The organism is Pseudotabrizicola sediminis (assembly GCF_004745575.1).
Lineage (GTDB): Bacteria > Pseudomonadota > Alphaproteobacteria > Rhodobacterales > Rhodobacteraceae > Pseudotabrizicola > Pseudotabrizicola sediminis.
Window position 1 is genome coordinate 1 of sequence record NZ_RPEM01000032.1, and the last position, 12,213, is coordinate 12,213.

Genomic DNA, 12,213 nt, shown 5'->3' on the forward strand with positions numbered 1-12,213 from the left:
AGCAGGGCAGTGTCGGCGAACTCGTCGTAGGCCCGCCGCTGAATCAGAAATCAAGCCAAATGGGAATCCTGATTGTCCACGGGCCCTACAACCCGCGTCGTCGGCATTCCGCATTGGGCTGGAAAAGCCCCGTGGCCTTCGAACGAAAGGCCGCTTAACATGAGCACCTGACCGGAACGGATCCGCGACAGGTCCACACAGGCTTTAAAAGGTATTGAAGGAGAGGATGACCGCCGCAGACATGCCGCAGTTCTGGAGCGGCGCCTGAAAGGCAACAGAGCAGTATTGGGAGCCGTGATCGAAATGGTGGATCAGATCCGGCGCGGGATTGCGAGTCGCCAGAACAGTGACACTTGGTCGAACCCGGGGGGTCGAACCGCCTCGACATGATGGTTATCCTCGGTCGCGCTTTCCGGGCTCTTACCCTGCTACCACCACCCGCGTGCCCCAGCCTTCACAAGCGCTCGTCAGGCCGTCTGGCAGGGGCTGGTCGGTGAAGACGGCGTCCAGTTCCGACAGGCTGGCAATCCGCGCCGGGGCTGACCGGCCCAGCTTGCTGTGATCGGTAACCAGATACGCCTGCCGCGCCTGTTGCAGAATGGCGCGGCTGACCCGCACCTCTGCCAGATCGAAGTCCAGCAGATCGCCGTCCCTGTCCAGTGCCGAGGTGCCGATGATCGCGAAATCCACCTTGAACTGCTCGATGAACTGCGTGGTCAGCTCGCCCACCAACCCGCCATCGCTGCGGCGCAGGGCACCGCCAGCCACCATGATCTCGCAGCCCGGGTTGGCAACCAGCACGTTGGCCACATTCATGTTATTGGTCACCACCGTAATATTGCGGTGATGCACCAACTCGCGCGCGACCGCTTCGGTCGTCGTGCCAAGGTTCAGGATCATTGATGAATTATCGGGGATCATCGCCGCGCAGGCCCGCGCGATCGCGGCCTTGGACGCCTCGTTCATCTTGCGGCGCGCCTCATAGCCGATATTGGCCACGCCGGTGCGCGGTACCGCCCCGCCATGCACCCGGTCCAGATGCCCGGCCTCGGCCAGTTCGGTCAGGTCGCGGCGGATGGTCTGCAGCGTCACGTCAAAGCGCTGCGCCAGATCTTCCACCGCCACCCGCCCATCCTGCCGGGCGATGTCCAGAATGCTGCTTTGCCGAAAATTCAATGCCACGTGTTTGCCCTTTCGATCCCCCCTTCTGCCACGGGTCGGCGGAGATTGTCACTGTCTTGATGCGATGCTGCACTTGCATTCGTTTTTGCGCGTTTGCAGCATATTTTTGAATTAGCGGTCAAACTTCATCTGAGATCTGTGCGTATATGTTCGAAACGAAGCATATCGCGCATAAACGAAAAAACATGTTGACGCATGACAGATCCGTGAGGCAGGGTTGCCACATGGGGGGGCAACCTTTCCAAGGGGGAGACGACAGCGTGAATACCGTGACAGACGCCCGGCAGCCCGACATGGCCGACCTGTTCATCATTGGCGGCGGAATCAACGGCTGCGGCATTGCGCGCGACGCTGCAGGGCGTGGCCTGTCGGTCATTCTGGCCGAGCAGGGCGATCTGGCGCAGGCCACCTCGTCGTCATCGACCAAGCTGTTCCACGGCGGGTTGCGGTATCTGGAGTATTTCGAATTCCGTCTGGTGCGCGAAGCGCTGGAGGAGCGTGAGATTCTGCTGTCGGCGATGCCCCACATTTCCTGGCCGATGCGGTTCGTACTGCCGTGGCACAGCGATATGCGGTTCGACAATGACACACCGACCAGCCGCCTGCTGGGTCTGGTGATGCCGTGGATGAAGGGCCGCCGCCCAGCCTGGCTGATCCGGCTGGGCTTGTTTCTCTATGACACGCTGGGCGGGCGCAAGATCCTGCCAGCCACCCGCACCCTCAACCTCAAGACCGACCCGGCGGGCAAGCCGTTGCAGGCCAAATTCGCCCATGCCTATGAGTATTCCGACTGCTGGATCGAGGATTCCCGCCTCGTTGTGCTGAACGCCCGCGATGCGCAGGCGCGCGGTGCGCGCATCTTGGTGCAGACCCCGGTGATCAGTGCCACCCGCACCGGCGATCATTGGGAGGTCGTCACCAACGGCCCCGATGGCCCCGCCACCTACCGTGCCCGCGCGCTGGTCAACGCAGGCGGGCCGTGGGTCGAGGATATCATCCGCACCGTCGCCCGCATCAATTCGACCGAAGGCGTGCGGCTGGTGCGCGGCAGCCATATCGTCACCCGCAAGCTCTATGACCACGACCGCTGCTACTTCTTTCAGGGCACCGATGGCCGCATCATCTTTGCCATCCCGTATGAGCAGGATTTCACCCTGATCGGCACCACGGACCAGGACCATCAGGGTGCCCCGAAAGACGCTGTCTGCACCGATGAGGAGCGCGATTACCTGCTGGATTTCGCCTCGAAATACTTCGCCAAGCCGGTCACACGCGATGATGTGGTCTGGACCTATTCCGGTGTGCGCCCGCTCTATAATGACGGCGCGAAATCGGCCACTGCCGCGACCCGCGATTATGTGCTCAGCCTTGATCAGACCGGGGTGCCGCTGCTGAACGTGTTCGGCGGCAAAATCACCACCTATCGCCGTCTGGCCGAATCTGCGCTGGAAAAGCTGCAGCCGTTCTTCCCCGGCGTCAGCGGCAAGTGGACAGCGGGCCAGCCCTTGCCGGGCGGTAATTTTCCGGTCGATGGCGTGGCCAACCTGACCGCCGTGCTGAAAGCCGCCCATCCCTATCTGACCGACGCGCACGCCGCCCGCCTGATCCGCGCCTATGGCACGGAGGCCACAACTCTGTTGGGCACCGCCGGGTCACTGGCCGATCTGGGCCGCGACTTCGGTGCCACCCTGACCGAGGCGGAACTGCGGTGGCTGATGGATCGCGAATACGCCCGACACGCCGCCGATGTGGTCTGGCGGCGCAGCAAACTTGGCCTGCGACTGACCCCGCTCCAGATCGCGGCAATCGACGACTACATGACCACCCGCTGGGCTGCCAGCCCGGCGGCGGAATAAGGGAACCCTGATGGCTCTGGAATTACAATCGGTGTCACGGTCGGTCGAAGGGCGGGTGCATATCCACCCGACGACCCTGACGCTGCAAAAGGGCACGATGAACGTGCTTCTGGGCCCGACGCTGGCGGGAAAGACCAGCCTGATGCGGCTGATGGCGGGCCTTGATGCACCGACCACCGGGCGCATTCTGTGGGAAGGCGCGGATGTCACCGGAATGCGCGTGCAGGACCGCAAGGTGGCAATGGTCTATCAGCAATTCATCAATTACCCCGGCATGACGGTTTACGAAAACATTGCCTCGCCGCTGCGCCTCATGGGGCGCGATGCCGCCTCTGTCGACAAGGCGGTGCGCGATACCGCCGAAATGATGCGCCTGACCCCAATGCTGCAACGTAAACCGCTGGAGCTTTCGGGCGGTCAGCAACAGCGCTGCGCCTTGGCGCGCGCTTTGGTCAAGGGCGCGGGGCTGGTGCTGCTGGATGAGCCGCTGGCCAACCTAGACTACAAGCTGCGCGAAGAGTTGCGCATCGAAATTCCCCGCATATTCGAAGCCTCCGGCGCGATCTTCGTCTATGCGACGACCGAACCCGAAGAGGCGCTGCTTCTGGGCGGCAACACCGCCGCCCTGCACGAAGGCCGTGTGACCCAGTTTGGATCGACCCCAGAGGTTTACCGCTTGCCTGCGGACATGACCACGGCGCGCGTCTTTTCAGACCCGCCGATGAACTTCCTGCCTTGCGTCAAGACATTTGCGCAGCTGGCCCTGGGTGAGGTGACGACCCCGGCAACGGGCGCTTTCGCAGCACTGCCCGATGGCACCTATACCGCAGGATTTCGCGCCAATCATCTTTCCCTGCACCGGCCATCACCCGATGCTGTGCCGTTTGTCTGCACGCTTGGCGTGACCGAAATCACCGGATCAGAGACGTTTTTGCACCTCGTCCATGGGTCCGACACATGGGTTGGTCTTGTGCATGGGGTGCAGGATCTGGTCGACGGGGCCGAGCTTACCGTCTGGCTTGATCCGGCGCATGTGTATTTGTTCGATGCCGAAGGCCGCCTTGCCGCCGCCGCCACCTATGCGCGGTCAGACATGAAGGGGGCCGCGTAACATGGCACAGATCACGCTGAAAAATCTGGCGCACAGTTACTATCCCAATCCGACCAAGGATGAGGATTTTGCGCTCAAGGAAATGGACCACGTCTGGCAGGATGGCGGGGCCTATGCGCTGCTTGGCTCATCGGGGTGTGGCAAGACCACGCTGCTGAACATCATCTCAGGGCTGTTGCGCCCGTCGCAGGGGCGTGTGCTGTTTGGTGACCGTGATGTGACCGACGCTGCCACGTCCGAGCGCAACATCGCGCAGGTGTTCCAGTTTCCGGTCGTTTACGACACGATGACCGTGCGCGACAACCTTGCCTTTCCACTGCGCAATCGTGGGATGGACCCAAAATATATCGCCGAACGCGTGCAATCCATCGCCCAGATGATCGGCATGGAAGACCGCCTGTCGCGGAAAGCCCGAGGGTTGACAGCCGATGCCAAGCAAAAGATCAGCCTTGGCCGCGGTATGGTGCGCGAAGACGTCAACGCCATCCTGTTCGACGAGCCGCTGACCGTGATTGACCCCCATATGAAATGGGAGCTGCGCACCCAGCTGAAAAAACTGCACCGCGACTTTGGCCACACCATGATCTATGTCACCCATGACCAGACCGAGGCGCTGACCTTCGCCGACAAGGTGGTCGTGATGTATGATGGCCGCGTTGTGCAGATGGGCACCCCCGAAGAGTTGTTTGAAACGCCGCAACATACCTTTGTCGGCTACTTCATCGGTTCGCCGGGCATGAACCTGCTTTTTGCCCAGATCGATGGAAATCGCGCGCATGTTCAGGGCGAGGCGGTGGCCTTGGGCGCGTCCTACGCCCCGCTGGCAGGGCGCACGCAGATCGGCATCCGCCCGGAGTATGCCACGCTGACCGCCGGCGATGGCCTGCCCGTGTCCATCAAGCGCGTCGAGGATGTGGGGCGTCACCGGCTGATCCGGGCCGAGGTCATGGGGCAGCCGTTCAGCATTGTCGCTCCCGAGGGGATGGAGATCGGTGCGGATATGACCCGCGTTGCCTTTGTGCCGCAGAAAATAAACGTCTACGCCGACGACTGGCGCGTGCAGGGGGGGGCTGTCTGATGATCAAGACGCAGAACAACAAGGCCTGGTTCCTTGTGCTGCCAGTGCTGGTGGTGGTGGCGTTTTCCGCCGTGCTGCCGTTGATGACGGTGGTAAACTACGCGATGAACGACACCTTCGGCAACAACCAGTTCTTCTGGGTCGGGCTGGAGTGGTTCGAGGAAATGGTCACCTCGTCGCGCCTGCACGATGCGCTTGGCCGCCAGATCCTGTTCTCTGCGATCATTCTGGCGATCGAGGTGCCGCTTGGCATCTATATCGCCCTGAACATGCCGAAATCCGGCTTTTGGGCCTCATTCTGCCTTGTGCTGATGTCTCTGCCCTTGCTGATCCCGTTCAACGTGGTCGGCACGATCTGGCAGATATTTGGCCGCGTCGATATTGGTCTGCTCGGCCATACACTTGCAGCACTCGGTATCGACTACAACTACACCAACGACCCGTTTGACGCGTGGATGACCGTGATCGTCATGGATGTCTGGCACTGGACCTCGCTGGTGGCGCTTCTGGCTTATGCCGGCCTGCAGTCGATCCCCCAGGCCTATTATCAGGCCGCCAAGATCGATCAGGCCAGCCGTTGGGCCGTGTTCCGCTATATTGAACTGCCCAAGATGCAGGGCGTGCTGTTGATCGCGATCCTGCTTCGCTTCATGGACAGCTTCATGATCTACACCGAACCCTTTGTGGTCACGGGGGGCGGGCCGGGCAATTCGACGACGTTCCTGTCGATCGATCTGGTCAAGATGGCCATCGGCCAGTTCGACCTTGGTCCTGCAGCGGCGTTCAGCCTGATGTATTTCCTCGTCATCCTCCTCGTCTCTTGGGTCTTTTTCACCGTGATGACCAACCTTGACCGTCAGGAGGGCAAGTGATGCGCATGAAAACCTCTGCCATCGTGATGGGTCTTTATCTGTTGTTCCTCTTGCTGCCGATCTACTGGCTGGTGAACATGAGCCTGAAGACCAATACCGAAATCCTGTCCAGCTTCACCTTGTTCCCGCAGGATTTGACCTTCCGCAACTACGTGGTCATCCTGACCGATCCCAGCTGGTATATGGGCTATGTCAACTCGATCATCTACGTCACGATGAACGTGGTGATCAGCCTTGCCGTGGCCCTGCCTGCCGCTTATGCCTTTTCGCGCTACAGATTTATGGGCGACAAGCACCTGTTCTTCTGGCTGCTGACCAACCGCATGGCCCCGCCCGCCGTCTTTGCGCTGCCGTTCTTTCAGCTCTATTCATCGGTTGGCCTGTTCGACACCCATATCGCGGTTGCCCTTGCGCATTGCCTGTTCAATGTGCCCCTCGCGGTCTGGATCCTCGAAGGCTTCATGCGCGGCGTGCCGAAAGAAATCGACGAAACCGCCTATATTGATGGCTATTCTTTCCCGAAATTCTTCGTGAAGATCTTCATGCCGCTGATCGCATCAGGGATCGGTGTCGCCGCCTTCTTCTGCTTCATGTTCTCGTGGGTCGAGCTGTTGCTGTCGCGTACGCTTACGTCGGTGAACGCAAAACCCATTGCCGCCACCATGACCCGCACGGTTTCGGCCTCTGGCATGGATTGGGGGGTGCTGGCTGCTGCCGGGGTGCTGACAATCGTGCCGGGTGCCTTGGTGATCTACTTTGTCCGCAACTACATCGCCAAGGGCTTTGCCCTGGGAAGGGTGTGATGACTACGACCACCACAAAGCGTGCCAATTGGCCCCTGATCTCCCTCGCCGCCGCTGCCGTCATGGCCGCCAGTCTGGCTGCCCTCCTGCTGACCGCGCCGCAAAAGGATGGTGCCATCGACTGGTTCGCGCCGATGACTCCGGGCGGCTGGATGGCCTGGACCCTGCCGGTCGCGCTGTTCTTCTGGACCATCGCCTGCCTGCTGGTGACCTTCACCCTGCTCGCGATCCGCTTTCCTGAAACGCCACGCATCGGCGTCCTGCGGATCGAAACCACCCGCGGCGACCGGCTGTTCATCTCGCTTCTCGGCTCGGCCTTCATCAACCTTGGCTGGCTGTTCTTCTTCGGGGCCCCGCTCTGGGGTGCCCTCATCCTCTGCCTTGTCTATGCCGCGGCGGTGTTCCGCTGGGTCTAGACAGGTCGGCCACGACCGGGCGCGGCACCAAGAACCGCCCCGGCCCACCATCTGTAGTCCAACACTTCTGGGAGGAAATGAAATGAGACTTCGTCACGCCACAACCGCCATGGCGCTCGCGCTGATGGCCACAGGGTCGGCCCCCGCCTGGGCCGATATCGAGGCCGCCCGCGCGTTCCTCGATGCTGAAATCGGCGAGATGTCCACGCTGGACCGCGCCGCGCAAGAGGCGGAAATGCAGTGGTTCATCGATGCTGCAAAGCCCTATGCAGGCATGGACATCAAGGTGGTGTCGGAAACCATCACCACGCATGAATACGAGGCCAAGGTTCTGGCCCCGGCCTTCACCGCGATGACCGGGATCAAGATCACCCATGACCTGATCGGCGAAGGCGATGTGGTCGAAAAGCTGCAGACGCAGATGCAGTCGGGCGAAAACATTTATGACGCCTATATCAATGATTCCGATCTGATCGGAACCCACTGGCGCTATCAGCAGGTCCGCATCCTGGATGACTGGATGGCGGGCGAGGGCGCGGCGGTAACCAACCCGAACCTCGACATTGCCGATTTCATCGGCACGTCCTTCACCACCGCGCCGGATGGCAAGCTGTATCAGCTGCCCACCCAGCAGTTCGCCAACCTGTACTGGTTCCGCTATGATTGGTTCAACGACGAAAAGACCAAGGCCGATTTCCAGGCTGCTTACGGCTACGAACTCGGTGTGCCGGTGAACTGGTCCGCCTATGAAGACATCGCGGAATTCTTTACCGGTCGCGACATGACCTATGCCGGTGGCCCGGCCTCGGCCTGGGGCAACATGGACTATGGCAAGAAAGACCCTTCGCTGGGCTGGCGCTACACCGACGCGTGGATGTCGATGGCGGGTATGGGCGATGTGGGCGAACCAAACGGCCTGCCGGTCGATGAATGGGGCATCCGGGTCGATGAAAACTCGCGCCCTGTCGGTTCTTGCGTTGCGCGTGGTGGTGCCACCAACGATGCGGCGGCAGTCTATGCCGTGACCAAAGCCATCGACTGGTTGCAGAAATACACTCCGCCAGAAGCGCAAGGCATGACCTTTGGCGAGGCCGGTCCAGTCCCCGCACAGGGCCAGATCGCCCAGCAGATGTTCTGGTACACCGCCTTTACCGCCGACATGGTCAAAGAAGGCCTGCCGGTGATGAACGAGGATGGCACGCCGAAATGGCGCATGGCCCCCTCGCCTCACGGCGCTTATTGGCAGGAGGGCACCAAGGTCGGCTATCAGGACGCCGGATCGTGGACGCTGATGAAATCGACCCCGGTCGATCGCGCTCAGGCCGCCTGGCTCTATGCGCAGTTCGTGGTGTCCAAGACCGTGGACGTGAAGAAATCCCACGTCGGGCTGACCTTCATCCGCGAGTCGACCATCGACCACGCAAGCTTCACCGAACGGGCACCGAAACTTGGCGGTCTGGTGGAATTCTATCGCTCCCCCGCCCGCGTGCAATGGTCGCCTACGGGCACCAACGTGCCGGACTATCCGAAGCTGGCCCAGCTGTGGTGGCAGAACATCGGCGACGCCATGTCCGGTGCCAAAACCCCGCAGGAAGCCCTCGACGCCCTGTGCGAAGAGCAGGAACGCGTGATGGAGCGGATCGAACGTGCCGGCGTCCAGGGCGACATCGGCCCGCTGATGAACGAGCCGCAGGATCCGCAAATCTGGCTCGACGCGCCCGGCGCACCGGTCGCCAAACTGGAAAACGAAAAGCCACAGGGCGAGACCATCAGCTATGACGAGTTGATCAAATCCTGGAACTGATCTGACGCCGAAAGGGGCAGGGCGATTGCCGTGCCCCTTTCATCTTTAAGAACAGATGACTACCGCACGGAAAGAGATGCCATGACCCATATTCTTGCCATCGATCAGGGCACCACCTCCAGCCGCGCGATCCTCTTCGATGATACCCTGAGGGTGGTGGCTTCGGCACAGGAAGAATTCCCTCAGCATTATCCGCGCCCCGGCTGGGTGGAGCATGACCCTTCGGACCTGTGGTCCAGCGTGGCCGCTACGGCGCGGGCGGTGATGGAAAAGGCAGGGGTGCGCGCTGAAAGCATCGCCGCCATCGGCATCACCAACCAGCGTGAGACCACGCTGATCTGGGACCGCGCCACCGGCCAGCCGATCCACCCCGCCATCGTCTGGCAGGACCGGCGCACGGCAGACACCTGCGAGGCGCTGAAAGCGGCAGGCCATGAGCCGATGATCACCGCCCGCACCGGTCTGCTGCTCGATCCGTATTTCTCGGCGACCAAGGTGAAATGGCTGCTGGATCATGTCGATGGGGCCCGCGCCCGGGCCGAAGCCGGAGAACTGGCCTTTGGCACGGTTGACACCTGGCTGATCTGGAACCTGACCGGCGGCCGGGTTCATGCAACCGATGCCACCAATGCCGCGCGCACCATGCTCTACAACATTACGACCGGAACATGGGACGCCGAGATTTGCGGGCTGATGAGCGTGCCCATGGCGCTGCTGCCCGATGTGCGCGACTGTGCTGCCGATTTCGGCACCACGCGCGCCGATCTGTTCGGGCGTGAAATCCCCATCTCCGGTGTGGCGGGTGACCAGCAGGCCGCCACTGTAGGGCAGGCCTGCTTCGCCCCCGGCATGATGAAATCCACCTATGGCACCGGCTGTTTTGCCCTTCTGAACACTGGGACCGACCTGGTGCCCTCGACCAACCGCCTGCTCACCACCATTGCCTATCAACTGAACGGCAAGCCCACCTATGCCCTGGAAGGCTCGATCTTCATCGCAGGGGCAGTCGTGCAATGGCTGCGCGACGGGCTCAAGATCATCCGCCACGCATCAGAAACACAAGGCCTCGCCGAAGAAGCCGAGGAGGCGCAGGGCGTCATCCTTGTGCCTGCCTTCACCGGCCTTGGCGCGCCCTATTGGCGGCCCGACTGCCGGGGCGCGGTTTACGGCCTCACCCGCAATTCAGGCCCGGCAGAACTGGCCCGTGCGGCACTGGAATCGGTCGGCTACCAGACCCGCGATCTGCTGGATGCGATGCGCGCCGACTGGGGCACCGCCGCCGACGGCGTCCTGCGTGTCGACGGCGGGATGAGCGCCAGCGACTGGGCCATGCAGTTCCTGTCCGACATCCTCGGCGCACCGGTCGACCGCCCGAAGGTGACAGAGACCACCGCGCTGGGGGCCGCCTATCTTGCCGGATTGCATGCCGGTATCTGCGGCAGCCCTGAGGAATTCGCCAAAAGCTGGGCGCTTGAGCAGCGGTTCCAGCCGAGGATGGACGCCGAGACACGCACCGCGAAATATGCCCGCTGGGGCAGGGCGGTGCAGGCAACGATGTCCATATGACCTTTTCGATCCTTCAGCCGGCGCAGATCTTGTTTGGTCGTGGCCAAGCCGCCCGGGCGGCAGGCTTGGCCCGGAATTTCGGCCCGCGTGGGCTGTTGGTGCATGGGGCAAGCCCTGTGCGGGCGGCACCAATGCTTGCTATGCTTGGCCCAGAGACCCTGGCTTTGGCCTGCGCCAGCGAGCCGACGTTAGCAATGCTGGAAACCGCGACACAGGCCGCCCGCGCACACCGGCCTGATTGGGTTCTTGCGATCGGTGGCGGTGCGGCGCTGGATTTGGGCAAGGCGCTGGCTGCAATGATCCCGGCTCCCGGTTCCATCCTTGATCATCTGGAGGTTGTCGGCAAAGGCCTGCCCCTCACTGCAGCACCCCTTCCTTTTATCGCTATCCCGACCACCTCGGGAACCGGGGCAGAGGTGACCAAGAATGCGGTCATCGGCCTGCCTGAACATGGTCGGAAAGTCAGCCTGCGAGACGACCGCATGATTGCGCGGATCGCGATCATCGACCCTGCGCTCACCGACGACTGTCCATGGCCTGTGACCCTTGCCTCCGGCATGGATGCCGTGACCCAGTTGATAGAGCCCTATGTCTCAAACAGGGCAACGCCCTATACCGATGCCATCGCCTTTCCCGCGATTGAACCTGCTTTGCGCGCGTTGATCCGAATGCAGCAAGGCGAGAATGTTGCCGCCCGCGATACCCTTGCCTGGGCCTCCCTTTGCGGGGGGCTCGCACTTGGAAATGCCGGCCTTGGCCTGGTGCACGGGTTTGCGGGTGTTATCGGTGGCAGGACCGGAGCCGCCCATGGCGCAATCTGCGGTGCGCTGCTGGGGCCTGTTCTCGCAGCAAACCGCGCGCGGGCAGAGGGACAGTCGCGCCAAAAGCTGCAGCGCGTCTGCGCCATTTTGGAAGAGGTGTTTGGTTGCACCGATGAGCAAGGCCCTGAAACACTTTCCAATTGGGCACATGGTGCCGGCCTTTCGCGACTTTCCGCACTTGGGGTCACCAAAAGCCACCACGCCTCTGTTGCGACCGCTGCTCAATCTGCATCCTCAAGCAAATGCAATCCGGTTGAGATATCGCATCAAGATTTGTGTTCCATACTTGAGCAGGCTGGTTAACCACGCAAACGCCTTGTCCACGACTGGCTGAGGACTGATGTATTTTCCAGTTGCAGGATGACTCAGCCGTCGCTCTCGCAGCAACCGTCATGTTCCGGTTGTGAAGGGGAAATAGGTGCGGACCTTAAACATCTATCGTGTAGGTGATCCGATTTGTGGGAGTGGCGAGGAGCAAATGTTGCAGCGGGTGCATGCCCTCATCATAGACGATCTTTCCGTGTCAAAGAGCGCCCAGGTGGCAGGTTTCAGATAAGGGTCAAATGGTTGCCTCTTGGTCGAAGCATCCGGCAAAGGAAGTACCAGACTCACATACGCGAAACACCGCCCCCATCGAGATCGGCGCAGCCGGGTGCGCCAGTCGGCGTTGTTGCAGAACTCTGACTTTAGAGGATTCACAACGT

Annotated in this window: 10 protein-coding genes; 9 read left to right on the forward strand and 1 reads right to left on the reverse strand. The window is 61.5% G+C overall.

Annotation, left to right across the window (positions count from 1 at the left end):
• Nucleotides 1-420: 420 nt before the first annotated feature.
• Nucleotides 421-1,182 (reverse strand): DeoR/GlpR family DNA-binding transcription regulator, encoded by a 762-nt coding sequence (locus tag EEB11_RS18870; RefSeq protein ID WP_135434077.1) that lies wholly within the window; start codon nucleotides 1,180-1,182, stop codon nucleotides 421-423.
• A 293-nt stretch (nucleotides 1,183-1,475) separates the two neighbouring features.
• Between EEB11_RS18870 and glpD the strand changes: the two genes are divergently transcribed.
• The 9 genes from glpD (at nucleotide 1,476) to EEB11_RS18915 (ending at nucleotide 11,812) form a co-directional block, all read left to right on the forward strand.
• A complete protein-coding gene (gene glpD, locus EEB11_RS18875; protein ID WP_135434095.1) occupies nucleotides 1,476-3,038 on the forward strand; it encodes a glycerol-3-phosphate dehydrogenase in 1,563 nt (520 codons plus the stop codon).
• Nucleotides 3,039-3,048: 10 nt separating this feature from the next.
• Nucleotides 3,049-4,149 (forward strand): ABC transporter ATP-binding protein, encoded by a 1,101-nt coding sequence (locus EEB11_RS18880; protein WP_135434079.1) that lies wholly within the window; start codon nucleotides 3,049-3,051, stop codon nucleotides 4,147-4,149.
• Nucleotide 4,150: 1 nt separating this feature from the next.
• Entirely contained in the window at nucleotides 4,151-5,227 is a 1,077-nt protein-coding gene (locus EEB11_RS18885; RefSeq protein ID WP_135434081.1) for an ABC transporter ATP-binding protein, read from the forward strand.
• Nucleotides 5,227-6,099, forward strand: a complete 873-nt coding sequence (locus EEB11_RS18890; RefSeq protein WP_135434083.1) for a carbohydrate ABC transporter permease — start codon at nucleotides 5,227-5,229, stop codon at nucleotides 6,097-6,099. The genes EEB11_RS18885 and EEB11_RS18890 overlap by 1 nt, the downstream gene beginning before the upstream one ends.
• The gene (locus EEB11_RS18895) at nucleotides 6,099-6,902 is read left to right on the forward strand and encodes a carbohydrate ABC transporter permease (RefSeq protein WP_135434085.1); all 804 of its coding nucleotides are present in this window, start codon (nucleotides 6,099-6,101) and stop codon (nucleotides 6,900-6,902) included. The genes EEB11_RS18890 and EEB11_RS18895 overlap by 1 nt, the downstream gene beginning before the upstream one ends.
• Nucleotides 6,902-7,318, forward strand: a complete 417-nt coding sequence (locus EEB11_RS18900) for a DUF2160 domain-containing protein (RefSeq protein ID WP_135434087.1) — start codon at nucleotides 6,902-6,904, stop codon at nucleotides 7,316-7,318. The genes EEB11_RS18895 and EEB11_RS18900 overlap by 1 nt, the downstream gene beginning before the upstream one ends.
• 82 nt (nucleotides 7,319-7,400) lie before the next feature.
• Nucleotides 7,401-9,122, forward strand: a complete 1,722-nt coding sequence (locus EEB11_RS18905; protein ID WP_135434089.1) for an ABC transporter substrate-binding protein — start codon at nucleotides 7,401-7,403, stop codon at nucleotides 9,120-9,122.
• 81 nt (nucleotides 9,123-9,203) lie between these two features.
• Nucleotides 9,204-10,688 carry a glycerol kinase GlpK gene (glpK, locus tag EEB11_RS18910; protein WP_135434091.1) on the forward strand — a complete coding sequence of 495 codons (1,485 nt, stop codon included), beginning with the start codon at nucleotides 9,204-9,206 and terminating at the stop codon, nucleotides 10,686-10,688.
• Nucleotides 10,685-11,812 carry an iron-containing alcohol dehydrogenase gene (locus tag EEB11_RS18915; protein WP_135434093.1) on the forward strand — a complete coding sequence of 376 codons (1,128 nt, stop codon included), beginning with the start codon at nucleotides 10,685-10,687 and terminating at the stop codon, nucleotides 11,810-11,812. Before glpK ends, EEB11_RS18915 begins: the two co-directional genes overlap by 4 nt.
• Nucleotides 11,813-12,213: the final 401 nt, after the last annotated feature.

What these genes read in the sequence shown, in the direction of transcription:
- EEB11_RS18900 (WP_135434087.1), top strand. Translation starts at nt 6,902, where the DNA reads ATGACTACGACCACCACAAAGCGTGCCAATTGGCCCCTGATCTCCCTC.
- EEB11_RS18880 (WP_135434079.1), top strand. Translation starts at nt 3,049, where the DNA reads ATGGCTCTGGAATTACAATCGGTGTCACGGTCGGTCGAAGGGCGGGTG.
- EEB11_RS18895 (WP_135434085.1), top strand. Translation starts at nt 6,099, where the DNA reads ATGCGCATGAAAACCTCTGCCATCGTGATGGGTCTTTATCTGTTGTTC.
- EEB11_RS18905 (WP_135434089.1), top strand. Translation starts at nt 7,401, where the DNA reads ATGAGACTTCGTCACGCCACAACCGCCATGGCGCTCGCGCTGATGGCC.
- EEB11_RS18915 (WP_135434093.1), top strand. Translation starts at nt 10,685, where the DNA reads ATGACCTTTTCGATCCTTCAGCCGGCGCAGATCTTGTTTGGTCGTGGC.
- glpK (WP_135434091.1), top strand. Translation starts at nt 9,204, where the DNA reads ATGACCCATATTCTTGCCATCGATCAGGGCACCACCTCCAGCCGCGCG.
- EEB11_RS18890 (WP_135434083.1), top strand. Translation starts at nt 5,227, where the DNA reads ATGATCAAGACGCAGAACAACAAGGCCTGGTTCCTTGTGCTGCCAGTG.
- glpD (WP_135434095.1), top strand. Translation starts at nt 1,476, where the DNA reads ATGGCCGACCTGTTCATCATTGGCGGCGGAATCAACGGCTGCGGCATT.
- EEB11_RS18885 (WP_135434081.1), top strand. Translation starts at nt 4,151, where the DNA reads ATGGCACAGATCACGCTGAAAAATCTGGCGCACAGTTACTATCCCAAT.